Genomic DNA, 19,353 nt, shown 5'->3' on the forward strand with positions numbered 1-19,353 from the left:
TCCCCTCACAAAAAAGCCATATACTACCTATAGTATACGGCTTTTCCTGAAAATTTAAAGACAGTTACTAAATATTTGTACGAACCAGTCTCGGTTTGTAGTTTTCATCTTCCAATGCCTTAATAATCTGGGCTTTATGCTCCGATCCGAAGGCTTCCAGCGTGATCCGAAGCTCTACCGCAGCACTTCTGTTAATGGATATAAACTGGTTATGCTCCAGCTTGATCACATTACCGTTCTGCTTTGCGATCACATCTGCCACTCTGGACAGTTCACCTGGCTTATCTGGCAGAAGCACAGATACGGTAAAGATTCTGTCACGCAGGATCAGTCCCTGCTGTACAACAGAAGACATCGTGATCACATCCATATTGCCGCCGCTTAAGATAGAAACGATTTTTCTGCCCTTTACATCCAGATGCTTCAATGCTGCTACTGTAAGAAGTCCCGAATTTTCTACCACCATCTTGTGATTTTCAACCATATCAAGGAAAGCAACTACCAGCTCTTCGTCCTCAACAGTAATGATATTATCCAGATTTTTTACAAGATATGGGAAAATCTTACTTCCAGGTGTCTTAACTGCTGTACCATCTGCGATCGTGCTTACTTTCGGCAGTGTCACTACCTTCCCTGCCTTTAAAGATTCCTGCAGACAGTTTGCTCCTGCGGGTTCCACACCGATCACCTGGATCTTCGGATTCAGGAGCTTTGCCAGTGTAGAAACACCGGTAGCCAGCCCTCCACCTCCAATGGGCACTAAAATATAATCCACAAGAGGCAGTTCCTTGAAGATCTCCATGGCAATTGTTCCCTGACCGGTCGCAACTACAGGATCATCAAATGGATGGATAAAGGTATAACCATGCTCCTTTGCAAGCTCATAGGCATGCTCACAGGCTTCATCATAAACATCTCCGTAAAGAACAACCTCAGCACCATAGCTCTTGGTTCTGTTGACTTTGATAAGAGGCGTTGTCGTAGGCATAACGATTACCGCCTTTACTCCATAGCACTTTGCCGCATAGGCAACACCCTGTGCATGGTTTCCTGCGGAGGCTGTGATCAGTCCCTTTTCCCGTTCCTCTTTGGTCAGGGTACTCAGCTTATAGTAAGCACCCCTGAGCTTATAGGCACCTGTAAACTGCATGTTTTCCGGTTTCAGATATACCTTATTCCCGGTCTGTGCACTGTAAAAATCACTGTAAACCAGCTTGGTCTCCTGGGTAACCTGCTTAACGACCTCTGAAGCCTCTTCGAATTTTTCAAGAGTCAGCATCTTATTCTCCATCTTCGTTTCCTCCTGTCATCTCTTCTGCCAGATCCTCTTCCTTCACATCAAACAGTGCATTTACAAACTGCTCCGGATCAAATTTCTGAAGATCTTCTATATGTTCTCCAACGCCAATATATTTCACCGGTATGTTAAGCTCTGACTGAATGGCTACAGCAATACCTCCCTTGGCCGTTCCATCCATCTTTGTCAGGATGATACCTGTCAGGTCTGCTACCTGCCCAAACTCCCTCGCCTGATTTAAAGCATTCTGTCCGGTTGTTCCATCAAGGACTACCAGATTCTCCCTGTGGGCATCCGGAAACTCTCTTTCTATGATCCGGTTGATCTTCTTCAGTTCTTCCATCAGGTTCTTCTTGTTATGAAGTCTTCCAGCTGTATCACAGAGAAGCACGTCTACTCCTCTGGCCTTTGCTGCATTCACTGCATCATATACTACACTTGCAGGATCTGCTCCCTCTTTGCCGCCAATCATTGGAACACCGGCCCGGTTAGCCCATGTCAGAAGCTGCTCTCCGGCAGCTGCACGGTAAGTATCCGCTGCAGCGATCAGGACGTTTTTGCCCTGATCCTTCAGGATCCCTGCCAGCTTACCGACAGAAGTCGTCTTACCAACACCATTTACACCGATCACAAGTACTACTGACTGTTCATTTTCAAAATCATATGCTGTTTCCCCGACCTGCATCTGCTCCCTGATACTTTCGATCAGAAGCTCCTTACAGGCAGCCGGTTCCTTTATATGCTTTTCCTTTACCTGTTCCCGCAGCCGCTCCAGGATCTTTTCGGTAGCATTCACACCGATATCTCCCATGATCAGGATCTCTTCCAATTCCTCATAAAAGTCTTCATCAATAGTAGAGAATCCACCAAATACAGCATCTATACTACTGACAATATTATTTCTCGTCTTGGTCAGACCTTCTTTTAATCTGCTGAAAAAACCTGCCATTAGTCATCTAACTCCTTGTCAATCAGATTTACACTTACCAGAGTAGAAACACCCTTCTCCTGCATGGTAATACCATACAGCCTGTCTACCTGCTCCATAGTTCCACGTCTGTGCGTAATAACAATAAACTGGGTATGCCTGGTAAGCTTATGTAAATATTTTGCAAATCTGGATACATTACTTTCATCCAGTGCTGCCTCAATTTCATCCAGAAGACAGAACGGAGAAGGCTTCAGGTTCTGGATGGCAAATAATAGAGCGATTGCTGTCAGCGCCTTCTCTCCACCGGAAAGCTGCATCATATTCTGCAGCTTTTTTCCCGGAGGCTGTGCAATGATCCGGATACCTGCTTCCAGGATGTCTTCATCCTCCATCAGTTCCAGTGTACCCTTACCGCCGCCAAACATTTCCTTGAATACCTTGTCAAACTCCCGGCTGATCTCACCAAACTTTTCATGGAACTGTTTTCTCATAGCTGTATCAAGCTCCGTAATGATACCCTCCAGCGTTTTCTCCGCTTCGATCAGATCATCATGCTGCGTCTTTAAGAAGCTGTAACGCTCCATCAGATTCTTATAATCTTCAATCGCATTGACATTGACATCACCAAGCTTTTTGATCTGATCCTTTAAAGTGGAAATATCCCGTTTCATGGCAGGCAGATCATTCAGCTCCTCATTTCTCATGCCTGCTGCATCAGAAAGCGTGATCTCATACTCATCCCACATATAATTGATCTGGGATTCTGTCATATCCTGCAGCTTTTCTCTCTGGGCATTCAGACGGTAAACTTCCTTGTCAAGTCCTGCCATCTTTTCAGAAAGTGCTTCTCTGTCTTTAAAGAAATTCTTCTGTTTTGCGGAAAGCTCTTCTTTCTTTGTAATATCTTCCTGCAGCTGTTTCTCAGTATCGCTTTGTGATGTATGGGAAGCCTGTATGGTTTCTTCAATCTGCCGGATATTATTTTCCTTCTGCTCGATGTCTCCCGTATTGCCAAGAAGCCCTTCCTCGATCTCTGAAAGCTCCGATTTCGAACGTTCCAGTTCAGTATTGATACGGTCTACATTCTGCTGATGGAAGCCCTGTTGCTGGAGCATCTTTTCTACTTCTACTTCCAGTGCATTCACACCTGCAAGGTTTTCTGACTCTTCACTTCTCTTTTCATCCAGAAGCACCTGACATTCTTTGATCTTCCCTTCCGTCTGCTTTTCCAGAGTTTCTGAATCCTGCAGTTCCCTGCTGATCTCTTCCTTACTCAGGCGGATTTCCTGGATCTGGCTTTCAATCTCCCTCTCTTCGTTTTTCAGTTCGAGTGAGCTTTCCGAAGCCTCTTCCTTCCGCTCCTTTGCTTTAATTACATTAAGACGGGCCGTATTCTGCTCGATAAACTTTTTCTGCAGGGAAGCCTTGTCCTCCTCCAGGCTTAACCGGAGCTTATTTCTTTCTGCTTTGGTATCTTCAATCTCCTGAAGCAGGGTATCCACCTCTTTCAGGTATTTTTTGACACTGGCTTCCATCTCCTCCATCTCTCTTCTTCTTCCGAGGAGATTACTGTTGTTTTTAAATGCACCACCACTGATAGCACCACCTGGAACGAGCAGTTCTCCTTCCAGTGTGACCATGCGGATCCCATAATCGAACTTTCGTGCGATCCTGACGGCATTATCCACCTGATCTACAACAACGATCCTTCCCAGCATGGCCTTTGCCACATTACGGTATTTCTCATCGACATGTACCAGTTCATCTGCCATGCCAAGCACACCCTTTTCCTTCAGGGACTCCGGATTCTTGAACTCCTGCGGATGGGTAATACTGGTAAGAGGAAGGAAGGTCGCCCTTCCGGCCTTCGTCTGTTTCAGATAACCAATCATACGCTTGGCGGTTTCTTCATCATCTGTAACAATATTCTGGATATTACCGCCAAGTGCTGTTTCAATGGCTGTCTCGTACTTTTTATCTACTTTAATGATATCCGCAACAACACCGACGATACCCTTTTCCTGCTCCTTGCGTTCCATGACCTTCTTGACACTTCCACCATAGCCCTCATAGCGTTCTGTCAGGTTCGAAAGTGCCTCCAGTCTGGATTTTTCCTGATGATAGCTTACCTGAGTATCCCTGAGCTTTTTGTCCTTGTCAGCCAGTGTTTCCCGAAGAAGTGTCAGCTTCTCTTCCTTGGACTCCACAGCATCATTTAATGTACGGATCTCTTCATTGATCTTCTCAAACTCATCATTTAATGCTTTCAGAGTCTCTTCCTGCTGTGCTTCGTCTGACTTCATACGAAGGATCCTTGATGTCAGCTCTGCTTTCCGGATATTTACCTGCTCTGTCATAGTATCATACCGGCCAAGCTTGGATTTGATTGTTGCTCTGGCATTCAGAGCCTCGATGATCGCATTCTTACCGCCTTCGATCTGATTATTCAGTTCTTCAATACAACTCTGAACTGCTGTCAGGGCAGCTTTCGCCTCATCCCGTTTTTTTTCGATCTCAGCAACCTGTTCATCGATCTGTCCCTTGTCAGAAAGTATGCCTTCCTTATCCTGGTTCTTTGCTGCAATCTCATTTAAAACAGCTTCCCTGCGCTGTTTCAAATGTTCTTCATTATTTCTGGCAGAATGGATCTGCTCCTTCAGGACATTGATCTCACCTTCCAGCTTTCCTCGAAGCATACTGGTATCCGTAAGTGCTGATCTGTTCTTCTCAATGGTCTCATCAAGAAGTGTGATCTGTCCTTCTATTTTTTCATATTCTTCTTTGATATTTTCATACTGCTTAGAAGTATTCTCCAGATCTTCACTGGCAATATCATATTTTTCCTGTGCATCTTTTAACTGCTCCTGCAGTCTCTGATTCTCAAGAAGGAACATGTTTACGTCCAGTGTTTTCAGTTCTTCCTTCTTTTTCAGATAGATCTTTGCTGTTTCCGACTGTTTTTCCAGCGGTCCGATCTGCTTCTCCAGTTCGGATAATATATCATTCACACGCACCAGATTCTGCTGTTCATCCTCCAGTTTCTTCTGGGCTGCCAGTTTTCTTCTTTTAAATTTGACGATACCGGCTGCCTCATCAAACAGCTCACGTCTCTCTTCCGGTTTACCGCTCAGGATCTTATCAATCTGTCCCTGCCCGATAATGGAATATCCTTCCTTACCGATACCGGTATCATAAAAGAGTTCATTCACATCCTTCAGACGGCAGGGTGTACCGTTCAGAAGGTACTCGCTTTCACCAGACCTGTAAATTCTTCTTGCCACAGTTACTTCATTATAATCAATAGCAAGCTGATGATCGGAATTGTCCAGTGTGATTGCCACATATGCATACCCAAGTGGCTTTCTCAGTTCTGTACCGGAAAAAATGACATCCTGCATGGATGCTCCTCGCAGCTGTTTGATCCTCTGTTCACCAAGTACCCAGCGCACAGCATCTGCAACATTACTCTTACCACTTCCGTTCGGTCCTACAATACCAGTAATTCCATTGTGAAACTGAAATACGATTTTGTTGGCAAAGGACTTGAATCCATGAATTTCAATACTTTTCAGATACATAAAACTACTGTTTCCCCCACTTGAGCAAAACGGCATAGGCTGCCTGCTGTTCTGCTGATTTTTTAGTTCTTCCAGTTCCGCTGCCCACTGTTTCATCGCCGATAACAGCTTCTACGGTAAACAGCTTGTCATGATCCGGACCGCTTTCCTCCACCAGTACATAATGGAGTTCCCTTCCATCCTTCTGCACTCTCTCCTGCAATATTGTCTTGCTATCATAAAAGAGCTTCTTGTTTTCCAGATCAGAAAGAATATACTTCAGGATAAATTTTTCTGCTTCTTCAAAACCACCATCCAGATAAACAGCCCCAATCACTGCTTCCATGACATCTGAAGTGATGGAATCCCTTTCTCTTCCTCCGGTAGCCTCTTCCCCCTTACCAAGAAGAATATACTTTCCAAGCTCAATATCTCTGGCGCAGAAAGCCAGTGCCGGTTCGCAGACCATAGAGGATCTCAGTTTCGTCAGCTGTCCTTCTGCCATTTCCGGATGCTGCTGATAAAAGAACTTGCTGGAAGCCAGTTCCAGTACAGCATCTCCAAGGAACTCAAGCCTCTCGTAATTTTTCTGCTTGTTGACCTTCTGTTCATTTGAAAAAGAACTGTGTGTCAGTGCCTGCTTCAAAAGAGCCTTGTCTTTGAAATGATACCCTATTCTCTCTTCTAATTCTTTACTGTTTTGTGAAAGCATATTTTTACCTGTCTTTATCTGATATATAAAAAGCCCTTTATACAAAGGGCTTTTCAAACTTCTCATAAGCCGTTTTAATTTCTCGGCGCTTTACTGATTTACTGCATTTTTGATCAGATTAACTGCTTCTTCTACAGTAGTAATCTTCTCTGCTTCTTCTGCCGGAATCTCGATGTCAAATACTTCCTCAAGACCCATGATAATCTGAAATACGTCAAGTGAATCTGCTCCCAGATCATCCACAAATGTACTCTCCATAGTGATTTCTTCCGGGTCGACATTAAGAACGTCGGCAATTACCTTTTTTAACTTTTCAAATTCCATTTCCTGCTGATTCCTTTCCTAGCTTTCTTCCATAGTAATTTTTTCTTTTATTTTTTCATTAATATTCTGTTCTTTAAATGTAATGCATTGTAAAACAGAATTCTTAATTTCTACTGCTTTGCTGCTTCCATGTGTCTTAACCACAAGACCATTGAGTCCAAGCATCGGTGCACCGCCATACTGCTCAAGATCAAATGCCTTCAGTGTATTCTTCAAAGCCGGCTTTACCAGCAATGCACCGATCTTGCTTCTGAGTGAGGTCATCATGCCTTCTTTGACCTTTTTGATCAGAACGCCGCCAACGCCTTCATACATCTTGAGGATCACATTTCCAACAAAGGCCTCACATACAATAACATCTGCCTTGCCCTCTGGAATATCTCTCGCTTCTATATTTCCTACAAAATTAATATCAGGACAGTTCTTCAGGAGTGGATAGGTCTCCTTCACAAGTGCATTTCCCTTATCTTCCTCAGCTCCGATATTAACGATCGCTACCTTCGGGTTCTTTACTCCCATGACATATTCCATATAGACAGATCCCATCTTGGCAAACTGGATCAGATGGGAAGCTCTGGCATCTACATTCGCCCCACAGTCAATCAGAAGGGAGCATCCCTTTGCTGTCGGGATAAGCGGTGCCAGCGGAGGTCTCTCTACACCCTTGATCCTGCCTACGATCACCTGACCGCCTACCAGTGTGGCTCCGGTACTGCCCGCCGATACATAAGCATCGCAGGTACCATCCTTCACCAGATACAGGGCTTTCACAAGGGAAGAATCTTTCTTCTTACGGATAGCCATAACAGGAGGCTCTGCTGTTTCGATTATCTCAGCTGCATTCACCACCTCTACCTGTTCTTCAGGATAAGTATATTTCGTCAGCTCCGCTTTTACTACTTCTTCCTGTCCAACAAGAAAAACCTTAACACGGTGATCTTCATTCACAGCTTCGATCGCACCTTTGACGATCTCAACCGGTGCATTATCACCACCCATGGCGTCTACTGCTACTTTAACAAATTCTGCCATATTACACCTCCGTATTTCATACCCATTTAACTATACTAGACCATATTGCAAAAATCAAGGACAAATTGTGCGAAAAAATAAGGGTTAAGCTAATCTGCCCAACCCTTAATTCTCTGTCATTCATTTTGAAAAGCAACCTCTGACTGCTTTTCTGCTTTCTGGAATTAGTCTACACTGATGATCTCTTTTTTGTTATAGGAGCCGCACTTCTTGCATACTCTATGAGGCATCATCAGGGCGCCGCATTTGCTGCACTTTACTAATGTAGGAGCACTCATTTTCCAGTTTGCTCTTCTCTTATCTCTTCTTGCTTTGGAAGATTTATTCTTAGGACAAATAGACATCGTTACACCTCCTTATTCGCGTTAAAGATATCTTTAATTGCTGCCATTCGCGGATCCGGGACAAATCTGTCACATCCACATTCCCCTTCATTCAGGTCGTGTCCGCAAACAGAGCAAATTCCTTTGCAGTCATCCTTACATAATACCTTGACTGGCATATGAATTAAGATTTCGTTGCTTATGAGAGCATCTGTATCCAGTTCATAGCCAGATACAAAATTCTGTTCTTCATCAGATGTATCATCTGATGCTTCCTCTGTGGCACCTTTCTCCTGATCAGGAGATGTAACCTGATGTGCAAAATCCGCAGATACGGAAACCTTTACATCCTTCAGACATCTGTCACAGGGAATGATCATCAAAGCAGTAACACTGCCCTCCACCAGAACAGTTCCTGTCCCGATATTCGACAGCTTCATGTCTGCCACTGTGTCCCCTTTGATTTCGTACTCATTTCCCATATAGGAAAAGGTCTTCTCTTCATACGGAACAGACAGCTCTTTCACTTTTCCCTCAGATGTAAATACATCAGTCAGATTCAATAACATAATAAACTCCCAATATGCACAGAGAACTCCCTGCACACTTGATTAAGTATACAGAAGAGATATTTATTTGTCAATACCTCTCCTGAAATATTTTTATTTTACAAGAGCGAAGGTTTCTCTTGCGATTGCAAGCTCTTCATTGGTAGGGATCATCAGTACTTTGGTTCTGCTGTCCTTCGTAGTGATCACAAGATCCTCTCCCCTCCTGGCATTCAGCTCCGGATCCAGTGAAACACCAAGATATCCCAGGTATGCGCAGATCTTTTCGCGGATAAAGCCACTGTTTTCGCCAAGCCCCGCGGTAAAGCAGACTGCATCCACACCGTTCATGGCTGCCACATAAGCACCGACATATTTGGCAACCCTGTATGCAAAAGCATCCATAGTCCTTATGGCAAATTCTTCTCCCTTTTCGTAGGCATCTTCAAGATCTCTGAAGTCGGAAGAAAAACCGCCGGATAAACCAAGGACGCCTGATTTCTTGTTCAGTTCGTTCAGAATCTCAGACACACTCTTATTCTCCTTATTGCAGAGAAATTCAATAATAGCAGGATCAATGTCACCGCTTCTGGTTCCCATGATCAGTCCCTCTAACGGTGTAAGTCCCATGGAGGTATCTACACATTTTCCATTCTTTACAGCAGAAACACTGGCTCCATTGCCAAGATGGCAGACGATCAGTTTAAGTTCCTTGTAATCCTTCTGAAGAATCTCTGCAGCCCTGTGTGATACATAGGAATGGCTTGTTCCATGGAAGCCATATCTTCTTATCTTGTACTTTTCATAATATTCATAAGGGATTCCGTACAGATATGCTTCCTTTGGCATGGTCTGATGGAATGCCGTATCAAAAACAGCTACCATGGGAGTACCCGGCATCAGCTTTCTGCAGGCATCAATACCAATAAGGTTAGCCGGATTATGTAAAGGTGCAAGATCATTGCATTCGGTGATTGCTTCAATGACCTCATCTGTAATAACGGTAGATGCTGCAAATCTCTCACCACCATGAACTATACGGTGCCCAACTGCCCCGATTTCCTTTAAATCCTTTACAACACCGGTCTTTTCTCCGGTCAGTGCCTCCAGTACCAGTCGGATCGCATCCGTATGATCCTTCATAGGCGTGACTGTTGTTTCTTTCTGTCCTCCCGCCGGTGTATAGGAAATCTGGCTGCCATCAATTCCGATCCTCTCGCAGAGTCCTTTGGCGATCAGCTTTTCTGTTGCTGCATCGATCAGCTGGAATTTTAAAGATGAGCTTCCACAGTTAATAACTAAAATATTCATGATAATCCTCCTTCTATACAAGCTGTGCCTGTACTGCTGTCAGCGCCACTACACCGACAATATCCTGCCAGGAGCATCCTCTTGACAGATCATTTACCGGCTTTGCTATCCCCTGAAGCATGGGACCGTAAGCCTCTGCCTTGGCAAGTCTCTGCACAAGCTTATAACCGATATTTCCTGCATCCAGATTCGGGAAGATCAGGACATTGGCCTTACCAGCCACTTCACTTCCGGGTGCCTTTGACTTGGCAACTGCCGGAACAAGTGCGGCATCCAGCTGCAGCTCGCCGTCAATGCAAAGTCCAGGATACTGTTCATGGGCGATCTTCGTAGCCTCCACTACCTTGTCAACCAGTATATGCTTTGCACTTCCCTTTGTAGAATGTGACAGCATGGCAATGATCGGCTTTGAGCCTACAAGACTCTTAAAGCTCTTGGCGGAAGAATCTGCGATAGCTGCCAGTTCTTCTGCAGTAGGATCCTGGTTCAGACCGCAGTCTGCAAACAGAAAAGATCCATTATCACCAAATTCACAATCCGGTACACACATCAGGAAGAACCCCGATACCAGCTTAACTCCTGGCGCCGTCTTCAGGATCTGCAGTGCAGGACGCAGTGTATCTGCCGTTGCGTGGCAGGCACCTGCCACCATGCCATCTGCATCATTGGCCTTAACCATGATAACACCAAAGGTAAGCGGATCCTTGTGCAGGATATCCCTTGCCTTCTCAATAGTCATCCCTTTTGCTTTTCTTGTTTCATATAATAGCTCCACATATTCGTCCAGCTTTTCGCAATTTTCAGGGTCTATGATCTTAACACCATCCAGTTCAATCTCCAGCCACGTTGCACCATCCATGATCTTTTCTTCATTACCGATCATGATAATATTGGCAATTCCTTCCTTGAGGATATGTGCTGCTGCGATCAATGTTCGTTTGTCTGTTGTCTCCGGCAAAACAATGGTCTTTCTGTCCATTCTTGCCTTATCCTTGATAATATCGATATAAGACATTCTGTTTTCTCCTTTCGCAGATCATGTGCGATACACACGTACATAAAAATTTTAACGCATCCCTGTTTTTCCCACAAGTGGAAAACGCAAAAAAATTGTGCAAAATGACAAACAATATGCTATCATGAGCGAAAGAGAAAATATCAGGAGATCCTATGAAAACAGCAGCTATTATTGCCGAATACAATCCTTTCCACAAAGGCCACAGATATCAGATTGAAGAAACCAGAAAAGCAACCGGAGCAGACTATATCCTTGTCCTTATGAGTGGGGATTTCGTGCAGCGTGGAGAACCCGCCATTTACAATAAATACATCAGAACCCGTATGGCACTTCTTGGAGGCGCCGATGCAGTCCTTGAGCTTCCGGTTCTCTATGCCACCTCCAGTGCCGAATTTTTCGCAGAAGGTGCTGTAACACTGCTCGACCATATGCAGATGGTTGATTTTCTTTCCTTTGGCAGTGAATCCGGAAAGCTGGAAGATTTCCTTCCTCTTGCTGAGCTGCTTAACAGAAAGGAAGCAACGGTTCTCAGCACAGTAAATGAGCTGCTGCGTCAGGGATTATCCTATCCAAAGGCCAGAAGCAGAGCTGTTTCTCTTCTCTTTTCTGAGTATTCTTCAGCAGATGCTGCTTTCTTTTCCTCACCTAACAACATCCTTGCCCTGGAATACTGTAAAACCCTCCAGAAGCTGAAAAGCTCCATAAAACCCTTTACCCTGCTCCGAAAAGGCAGTGGTTATCATGATCCTTTTCTGCCGGAGGACTCTTCTATGTATCCGTCTGCTTCTGCCCTGCGTTCCCTGATCACTGCCAGCACCTCCAGCCAGTTTCTGACTGCAGACGATCTGTCTCCCCAGCTCTTCTATAAGCTGCTCACGGAAAAAGACTGTGGTTTTTCTGATTACCTTGACTGCAGCACAGCTCTTTCTGACCGGATCTGCAAATATCTGTCATCCTTTACCGGTTATACAGATTTCTGCACCCTGTTAAAAAGCCGTGAATTTACCTATACCAGAATCAGCCGCACTCTGCTTCATATCCTGCTGAATCAGAAGACACCGGTCTCTTTTAAGCCTTCTTTTTCTGAACGCCATCTAAAGACACCATATGTAAGGCTCCTCGGCTTCCGCAAAGACTCCGCACCGCTTCTTTCTTCTATCAAAAAGCACAGCGATATCCCTCTGGTATCCAAGCTGGCGGATGCCAAAACCATACTTTCAGAAGAGGCTTACCAGATGCTCTCCAGGGATATCATGGCGTCCACCCTGTATGAATCTGCCACTTTCCTTAAATATGCTTCCACAGATTTTCATCAGAAAACCGCTGCGAATAATGATCCGTCCTTTTTTGCAGAAGCAAAAAAGGGACTGCTGAATGAATATCAGCAATCCCCGGTCATCCTATAAATTCTTTCTTCCGGTATCTGTTCAGGCTCTTTTTATTCCTGTATGATTCTGTCTCTGCCACCCTTTTTTCCGGCATAAAGTCTGTGATCTGCACACCTGAGCAGCTCATCTGTGTTCCCACCGGAGCTTTCGCAGATTCCAAAGGTCATTGTTACACGGATCTTTTCCTTTTCATTGTATGTAAATTCCGTATCCCGTATCTCATTCTGCAGCTTCCTTAGTGTTTCCGCTGCATCCTGCAATCCCTGATCTATGAATACAAGGAGAAATTCTTCTCCACCCCACCTGGCTGCATATCCTTCTCTTCTCATCCGTTCTGCCATGATCCTTGCAATCTGTGTAAGCACTCTGTCACCCCATTCATGGCCATAGGTATCATTTACATGTTTAAAGTAATCAATATCCCCGATTGCAATGCAGAACGGCATGCCATAGCTGTCAGCGTCCTTCTGCACCTGTTTCAGACGCTTCTCTCCATACCTGCAGTTATAAAGTCCCGTAAGCGCATCCTTCTCCACAAGCTCACGCAGGGAACGCTGCATATCTACCGCATGTCTGCCCAGCTCCCCTACCTCATCCTTTCTCTTTCCTACAGGATAGGCAAGCTGTTCATTGAGTTCACCATTTGCTACCTTTCCAAGGAATTTTTCTATTTCTCCGATCGCCTCTGTCAGCCTGCAGGAATACCTGATTGTAAGCAGCGCAGCGATCATAACTGCAAGAATTCCAAGGAAAACGATCGGCAGGATCACGCGGAACAGATCATTCATCACTGTTTCTACAGGCTTTGCCACAAAGAGCATACCGATACAGGCTCCGTCCTCGTTTAAAAGAGGTGAATAATAGGCAAAATAATCTTTATCCCCGATCGATACATTTGGATAAAAAGCAGCCCTGCCGCCTTCAAGAACATCCTTTACAACAACTGCACTTACCTTCGTACCAATGATACGCTCCCCGTCTTCTCCACAGACTGTAGTGATCACACGTACATCCTGATAAAAAACAGTAATATCTACACCAGTATTTTCCTTCAGGGTATCAATAATGGAAAAATCTCCATTGATCAGATGATCCCCCTTCAGCAGATAAAGTCCATCATCTCCCTCAAATGCTTTGTAGTCACCGGGATACAGCTTATCGTACATGGTAATAATCGTAAAGCTCTGGTTCATAAGTCCCTGTCTGACTTCATTATTCATGGCGTTTGCATAGCTCCTGATGCTGATCGTGATAATGACAGCCGTCAGGAGAAAGATAGGAAGCAGTGTGATCTTAAGCAGCTGATGGTAAAGTTTTTTCTTTGCTTTATCCTGTTCCATAGACAGTCCTCTTTCCTGTAAGGTTAGTCAGACATCTTCTGTTAACGGTTTTCATTTACATAGATCTGCACGCGGCTCTGGATGATTGATGCCACATCCCTCGCGTTCTTCTGTCCGCTGAAAAATGCTGCTGACTCTTCAGAAATAATATTCATAAGTTCCTGATCATAAGTATATACCTGATTAAAAGTATACAACATCTGCTTCAGATTCTCTACTTCTTCCTGCGTCATTGGCTTAATTTCCACATCAACACCATTCATGTAATAATAATCGGGGCTTTCCACTTCATTTCCATTTTCATCAATATAGGTATCCACCTTCATAGCCTTCTCCCCCATGGCATCCAGTGCCCTGATGCTTACCGGAAATCCATAGGTGATTTCATCCTGATATTCATCTGTCAGATACCCTCTCATAAACTGCCAGGCACCCTCTTTATTAGCTGATTTGGAAGACATGGCAAGCTGCATGGCCGGCATAATAGAGGATCCGTCCTCATTGCTGGAGGGAAAACCGATCAGTGTGATATCTTCTCCGAAGGTTCCCTTCTTGGTATAATTATAATCCTTGAACCCGCTCAGACTGTAGGACATGGCTATTGCCCTGTTTTCTCTCCACATGGTGTCATAGCTTTCCCAGTAGGAATCATCATAAACCGTATCATCTGTCTGCTCTGGAAACTGCTTTAAGAATTCCAGCATCTCTATGAAGGCATCTGAATCAAAATTACAGGTACCAGCATCAAAATCAAGGAACTGATTTCCTGCCATAGTCATGCAGTTAAGAAGCATTCTTTCCCTATCCATGTTCGGAAGGAAGCTGGTACCGGCAGGCATTCCGCTCATGAGCTGGTTTACCTCTCCTATTGTCCAGCCTCTCTCTTCCCCGACCAGAGAAGTTTTTGCGATCAGTGTACTGATCATATAAGAAGGCACCAGACGGTACAGCTTACCATCTACAGAAAAGGCATCCAGAATATTGGGCATGAAATTATTAATGTCAAGTCCCTCATCCTTTTCGATATAAGGCTTCAGATCCTCAAACAAGCCTTTGGAAACATAGCTTTCCACTGGCATATTATCATCAATAACCAGAATATCTGGGATTTTTCCGGAAACGATATCTGCATTCAGACGGTTAAGGCCAGCCTGATAATCATCTTCCGTATTGTACAATGCTGCATAATCCTGGATTGTAATGCGGTACTCATCATTGTTCTTGTTGAATTTTACGATATTGTTTCTTACATCATAATCGATTCCATTGCAGGCAAGAACCAGAGTCTTTTTGTCCTTAACCTCTGACGGAGGCACCTTGGTAAATCTTCCCAGTGCATTTCCATCCTCTGCATCATACATGGCAAAAAATTCATCCTCATTGATACTGATCACATTGTAAACAGAATAACCGGCTATGTCTGAATCTACAAAATTCATCAGAAGCTGTGTTTCCGTATCACCCATATTGTATCCGTATAATCCAATCGAATTTACAAGAAACAGCTCATATTTGCTATTGCCCGGATAAATGGAATAGTCATAGGAATAACCGGGAAGCTTGGTTGTGTCTGTCAGAGTTCCCGTATTCATGTCAACATAGCCAATATTTACTCCATTATCATCCCAGCTGATCCCGGCCACCTTACCGCTTGCAAGAGTATATATATTACTAACATCAACCACATTTTCCTTGTCACCTGTTACAATCATTTTCTGATAATTACCATTCTGATCGAACAGACATATATTATCCATGATCTGTGCATAAATAATATCCTGATAGATCATAATACTGCCCATATAAAGCCAGCCGCCATTTTCTGTTATCTGTTTTTGTACATCCGGCAGCTCATTAATACAGATGCTGAAAAGCTGTTCTCCATCCATATTGATCTTCTCAAGATAATACGTATCTATATAATTATCATTTTCATCCGGCTCTGTTGCATAAACATCCTTCACATAGTAAATATTTCCCTCTTTATCACAGGCCGGATTATTTATACTGACATTATCCTCTATATCCAGTGCCATTTTCTTTATTATGTCACCATTTTCATCAAGGCTGGCAAAATGTACAGTCATCTCGCCTTCTTTTCCATAATCATAACCATAAGCCATCAGTGTATCAGCTTTACCAAACAGTGTCGGAATATTGTCATTTCCAAAATCAACATTTACATCCGTCACTTTATACACATAATTCTTGCTGGATGCCGCTGCCTCACTGTTACCACCATCCTTACTCTTTCCACAGCCGCTGAGTGCCATCAGCATCATGACAGCTGCCATTCCTGCTGCTACAATTCTCCTCTTCATAATTCTCCCTCCTTACCGTTTAAAAACCCTTGCTTTTTCCAGTGCTTTGTCTTTTTTATCCATCAGGATATAAATCAGATCCCTGGTAGTATATTTTCTGTGTTTCCATTTTATGATCAGGAATACCAGAATAATAACACCGGGAATCAGCAGAAACAGGAACTGGAAGATCAGGACAACTGCCCTGATGTCCTCATAGCCCCTTGCAATATTCTCGAAATAGGGATAATGAATCGCCGCATTCTGCATGGATCTTGTCCCGAAATCAAGGATCACCGGAATCATGGCTTCCACTGTATACCTGGAGGAATTCTCCACTACCTTCATCTGCTCCTCCGTAGGTCCAAACTTTTCCCGTACAGTCTTTGCCAGAAATCCCTTTACCGGATTCGGTGCTGCTACCTCATAGCAGTTCACGCCTTCACTTGTTCCATAGTCTTCCAGTGTTTCTACAGAAACATAAACAAGCGTTTTTGTCAATCCGGCATTCTTTGCCATCCGGCTTTCATCCCGCTTCACCACACCGGCAATGGTATGTGGTACCCCACCGATAGTTACTGTCATTCCTGAGATCTCATTGGAACCAAAAAGCTGCCACGCAGCATCCTCATCAATGATCACATAATCTGTCATCAGCTCATTTTCCGAGAAATACCGGCCATCCACAAGCTTCAGTGGATGAAAATAAAAGAAATCATTTCCTATGCCGATCGCATCTGCTTCCAGTGTTGCCTGTTCACTGACCAGTGTGATCTTTCCCGGTGCACTGTAGGCATCAATAAACAGTCTTTTTGATTCTTCTGTTTCCTGCTGGTTTCCCTGTACGCTTCCCTCTTCCTCATCCAGTGTCACTGCTACATCCGCAAGAGCCGTCGTAAGCTGATTTTCAAAATTACGGATGCTGAAGTCATCCAGTGTTACATCCCTTGTCACAAAGCAGCTCACCTGTGCATATTCCCTGCCGCCCCATCTGTCCGCTGCCTGCTGGTCTGTCAGTTTTTTTTCCTGACCCCTCCACCACAGCGTCAGGATCAGATACAGGATCAGTGAAATCACCGCGATCAGGGAAAAGATGATCTGTGCTGCTGACAAACGCTTCAGAAAATTTTTCAAGCCTGCCACTGTATTCTCCTTTTTTAACTGTTATTTTCGTTCAGACGTACCTGCTTGCCTGCTTCAACAGGCTTTGTGGATGTGGTGATCACATATTCATAGCCATAAAGTCCGGCTGAGATCGCTGTGTTGTTATCATCGGAAGCCAGCACCTCCACATCTACTCTCGTCGCTATATAACGGTTGCTGATCGGCCCGCTCTTTGACTCGACGATCAGAATAAATTTACCATTCTTATCTTCTCTGATAGCACTGTTAGGTACAGTCAGTTCATATTCCGCACTTCTCTGTCCTACAGAGATATTTAAGGACTGTCCGGCCTGGATACTGCTTCCTGTCACATTAAAGACAAGCAGCTTCTTCTGTCCGTTGCTTTCCGGATCCGGCTTGATAGCAGCCAGTGTCACCATGGCATCATCATAATACCAGGCGTTCTGCAGTTCTCCCACATCTCCTACCTGTACCTTCTTGGACTGCTCGTTTGTGACAGAAAAGCTTACCGTATAGCCCTTACCGTCTACCTGTATAACCGCTGCAGCCTCCTCCGGCTTTGTCGTCTCTCCTGCCACATAGGCAAGATTTGAAATCGTACCGGCTACCGGTGCTACAATGGCACTGCCCTCTGACTTCTCCTTCAGTTTCGCAATTTCATCCTTTTTCTCCTGAATATCCTTACTTGCCTTGGACAGATCCAGTTCTGCATTAATATCTGCCGCAAGCTCGGTCTGTTCCTGCTTTAACAGATCATAAACCGCCTGCGCCGCCTTCAAAGCCGCATTGGCATCTGCCAGCCTATTCTGCCACGCAACGCTTGCCTGACTGTTGGCAGCCGTGATCTCAGAGATATTCCGGTTTGCCTGATTTAAACGGTTCTGTGCATCCTGGACACCGCCATCTGAGGAGGCTGTGATCGCCTGGACTTCTGCAAGCTTCTGCTGAAGCTTCGCAAGCTTTGCTTTCTTATCGGCTAGGGTTGCCTGATTATTTGTGTAATTATTTAAATCCGAACTGTTTTTTTCAATATTTTCAACATTAATCAACGCTGCATTATAATCTGCAAATAAAGTGGTATAACTTTCTGCTTTATTTCCTGTAGCATTATATATAGCTGTCTGGAGCTGATTAAATGCTGTTTTTGTTGTTGATAATGTTGTTTGAACATTCTCAAATGTATCAACTTTTCTGTCACCAGGTATTATTTTTGATGTATCAATGTCTTTATCTAGAGCTGCAGCATCGAAAATGAGTTTCATCTTATCATATAAATTTCCTACAGCCGTTGCTTTCTGTGCATTATAAGAATTTGGTGCAACTGTTGGTGACGCACTCGGGTTTGGATTCGTTCCAGCTGCTCCTCCTGCTGATGACTGTGCATTTGAAATCAGTTTTTCTAAATCTGAAATCTGGGATGTCAGCTCTGAGATCTGTGCATTCAGCTCTGCAATTGTCTCTGCCTTATCCCTTTCAAAGCGTTCCTGTGCACTTGCCAGATCGGTGGTTGCCTGATCCCGGTTCAATTCATCCGGCTTGGTATTGACCGTGGCATTGTTGGTGTCCTTGGTGCTCTGAAGCGTAAGTGCATCCACATTTTTCTGGCACTCATCCACCCTTGCCTTGGCCGCCTCCAGACGATTTACCATATCTGTCACCTTTGCCTGATAGGTTGCAAAGGTATCCGTCCTGCCGCTTGCCACCTTATTGATGATCTCCGGAGAAATCGTTCCTCCAAAAAGTCCCTTCATATAAGCAAGCTCCAGATCCTCCAGCTCATCCTCTGCTTTTTTCAGCTCATCACTCTCTGCATCCTCCAGATAATAAATGACCTGATCCTTCTCTACCGTATCTCCCTGTTTTACCGCTACACTGCTGATGACACGGGACTCCTTGACCATTACATTATAGGGATCTGTGGCTTCTACCGTACCGGTTCCACGTACCTTGGCTGTGATAGTCCCTCTCTGTACATACTGGGTAGCGACCTCCGGCAGTGAATAATTCATGATCGTATTAGAAAAAAAGGTAAGTACAAGCATTACCGCGAGAAAAATGATCGCGGCATTCTTCACCCAGTCTCTTCGTTTGGAAGCTGTTTTTTCGTCCATTTTATCCTCACATTCTGCCGCATTAAACGGCATCTA

15 protein-coding genes are annotated in these 19,353 nt (G+C 44.4%); 1 reads left to right on the plus strand and 14 read right to left on the minus strand.

What is annotated here, in order from left to right; translation table 11 throughout:
- Nucleotides 1-67 precede the first annotated feature (67 nt).
- From ilvA to pta, 10 genes are all read right to left on the minus strand, one after another.
- On the minus strand, nt 68-1,279 hold the full coding sequence (gene ilvA, locus WJQ40_RS06890) for a threonine ammonia-lyase (RefSeq protein ID WP_262573354.1): 1,212 nt from the start codon (nt 1,277-1,279) through the stop codon (nt 68-70).
- 1 nt (nt 1,280) lies between these two features.
- The gene (gene ftsY / locus WJQ40_RS06895; protein WP_262572818.1) at nt 1,281-2,246 is read right to left on the minus strand and encodes a signal recognition particle-docking protein FtsY; all 966 of its coding nucleotides are present in this window, start codon (nt 2,244-2,246) and stop codon (nt 1,281-1,283) included.
- Nucleotides 2,246-5,806, minus strand: a complete 3,561-nt coding sequence (gene smc, locus WJQ40_RS06900) for a chromosome segregation protein SMC (protein ID WP_337538848.1) — start codon at nt 5,804-5,806, stop codon at nt 2,246-2,248. Before smc ends, ftsY begins: the two co-directional genes overlap by 1 nt.
- A 4-nt stretch (nt 5,807-5,810) precedes the next feature.
- Complete coding sequence (rnc, locus tag WJQ40_RS06905; protein WP_118797145.1) at nt 5,811-6,497, minus strand: ribonuclease III; 687 nt, start codon at nt 6,495-6,497, stop codon at nt 5,811-5,813.
- Nucleotides 6,498-6,587: 90 nt separating this feature from the next.
- Nucleotides 6,588-6,821, minus strand: coding sequence for an acyl carrier protein (gene acpP, locus WJQ40_RS06910; protein WP_118797088.1), 234 nt, complete (start codon nt 6,819-6,821; stop codon nt 6,588-6,590).
- A gap of 18 nt (nt 6,822-6,839) precedes the next feature.
- The gene (gene plsX / locus WJQ40_RS06915) at nt 6,840-7,853 is read right to left on the minus strand and encodes a phosphate acyltransferase PlsX (RefSeq protein ID WP_118797089.1); all 1,014 of its coding nucleotides are present in this window, start codon (nt 7,851-7,853) and stop codon (nt 6,840-6,842) included.
- Nucleotides 7,854-8,017: 164 nt separating this feature from the next.
- Nucleotides 8,018-8,197, minus strand: coding sequence for a 50S ribosomal protein L32 (gene rpmF, locus WJQ40_RS06920; protein WP_118797090.1), 180 nt, complete (start codon nt 8,195-8,197; stop codon nt 8,018-8,020).
- A 2-nt stretch (nt 8,198-8,199) separates the two neighbouring features.
- On the minus strand, nt 8,200-8,745 hold the full coding sequence (locus WJQ40_RS06925; RefSeq protein WP_118797091.1) for a DUF177 domain-containing protein: 546 nt from the start codon (nt 8,743-8,745) through the stop codon (nt 8,200-8,202).
- Between the two features lie 93 nt (nt 8,746-8,838).
- On the minus strand, nt 8,839-10,035 hold the full coding sequence (locus WJQ40_RS06930; RefSeq protein ID WP_118797092.1) for an acetate kinase: 1,197 nt from the start codon (nt 10,033-10,035) through the stop codon (nt 8,839-8,841).
- Between the two features lie 13 nt (nt 10,036-10,048).
- Entirely contained in the window at nt 10,049-11,050 is a 1,002-nt protein-coding gene (pta, locus tag WJQ40_RS06935) for a phosphate acetyltransferase (RefSeq protein ID WP_337538851.1), read from the minus strand.
- A gap of 155 nt (nt 11,051-11,205) precedes the next feature.
- Between pta and WJQ40_RS06940 the strand changes: the two genes are divergently transcribed.
- Nucleotides 11,206-12,459, plus strand: a complete 1,254-nt coding sequence (locus WJQ40_RS06940) for a nucleotidyltransferase family protein (RefSeq protein ID WP_337538852.1) — start codon at nt 11,206-11,208, stop codon at nt 12,457-12,459.
- 32 nt (nt 12,460-12,491) lie between these two features.
- Here WJQ40_RS06940 and WJQ40_RS06945 read toward each other — a convergent pair whose 3' ends face one another.
- From WJQ40_RS06945 to WJQ40_RS06960, 4 genes are read right to left on the minus strand one after another with little or no spacing between them, the layout of a single operon-like run.
- On the minus strand, nt 12,492-13,781 hold the full coding sequence (locus tag WJQ40_RS06945) for a diguanylate cyclase (protein WP_337538854.1): 1,290 nt from the start codon (nt 13,779-13,781) through the stop codon (nt 12,492-12,494).
- Nucleotides 13,782-13,822: 41 nt separating this feature from the next.
- Nucleotides 13,823-16,102 carry an extracellular solute-binding protein gene (locus WJQ40_RS06950; RefSeq protein WP_337538855.1) on the minus strand — a complete coding sequence of 760 codons (2,280 nt, stop codon included), beginning with the start codon at nt 16,100-16,102 and terminating at the stop codon, nt 13,823-13,825.
- Nucleotides 16,103-16,114: 12 nt separating this feature from the next.
- A complete protein-coding gene (locus WJQ40_RS06955; RefSeq protein WP_337538857.1) occupies nt 16,115-17,224 on the minus strand; it encodes an ABC transporter permease in 1,110 nt (369 codons plus the stop codon).
- A 14-nt stretch (nt 17,225-17,238) separates the two neighbouring features.
- The gene (locus WJQ40_RS06960; RefSeq protein ID WP_337538859.1) at nt 17,239-19,317 is read right to left on the minus strand and encodes an efflux RND transporter periplasmic adaptor subunit; all 2,079 of its coding nucleotides are present in this window, start codon (nt 19,315-19,317) and stop codon (nt 17,239-17,241) included.
- Between the last annotated feature and the right edge of the window lie 36 nt (nt 19,318-19,353).

This window comes from Suilimivivens sp., assembly GCF_037359455.1.
In the GTDB taxonomy this organism is placed as follows: Bacteria; Bacillota; Clostridia; order Lachnospirales; family Lachnospiraceae; genus Suilimivivens; species Suilimivivens aceti.

Bases quoted from the DNA above. Each gene is read 5' to 3' on its own strand.
- smc (WP_337538848.1), bottom strand. From the start codon at position 5,806: ATGTATCTGAAAAGTATTGAAATTCATGGATTCAAGTCCTTTGCCAAC.
- WJQ40_RS06950 (WP_337538855.1), bottom strand. From the start codon at position 16,102: ATGAAGAGGAGAATTGTAGCAGCAGGAATGGCAGCTGTCATGATGCTG.
- pta (WP_337538851.1), bottom strand. From the start codon at position 11,050: ATGTCTTATATCGATATTATCAAGGATAAGGCAAGAATGGACAGAAAG.
- acpP (WP_118797088.1), bottom strand. From the start codon at position 6,821: ATGGAATTTGAAAAGTTAAAAAAGGTAATTGCCGACGTTCTTAATGTC.
- WJQ40_RS06925 (WP_118797091.1), bottom strand. From the start codon at position 8,745: ATGTTATTGAATCTGACTGATGTATTTACATCTGAGGGAAAAGTGAAA.
- plsX (WP_118797089.1), bottom strand. From the start codon at position 7,853: ATGGCAGAATTTGTTAAAGTAGCAGTAGACGCCATGGGTGGTGATAAT.
- rnc (WP_118797145.1), bottom strand. From the start codon at position 6,497: ATGCTTTCACAAAACAGTAAAGAATTAGAAGAGAGAATAGGGTATCAT.
- rpmF (WP_118797090.1), bottom strand. From the start codon at position 8,197: ATGTCTATTTGTCCTAAGAATAAATCTTCCAAAGCAAGAAGAGATAAG.
- WJQ40_RS06960 (WP_337538859.1), bottom strand. From the start codon at position 19,317: ATGGACGAAAAAACAGCTTCCAAACGAAGAGACTGGGTGAAGAATGCC.
- ilvA (WP_262573354.1), bottom strand. From the start codon at position 1,279: ATGCTGACTCTTGAAAAATTCGAAGAGGCTTCAGAGGTCGTTAAGCAG.
- WJQ40_RS06945 (WP_337538854.1), bottom strand. From the start codon at position 13,781: ATGGAACAGGATAAAGCAAAGAAAAAACTTTACCATCAGCTGCTTAAG.
- ftsY (WP_262572818.1), bottom strand. From the start codon at position 2,246: ATGGCAGGTTTTTTCAGCAGATTAAAAGAAGGTCTGACCAAGACGAGA.
- WJQ40_RS06930 (WP_118797092.1), bottom strand. From the start codon at position 10,035: ATGAATATTTTAGTTATTAACTGTGGAAGCTCATCTTTAAAATTCCAG.
- WJQ40_RS06940 (WP_337538852.1), top strand. From the start codon at position 11,206: ATGAAAACAGCAGCTATTATTGCCGAATACAATCCTTTCCACAAAGGC.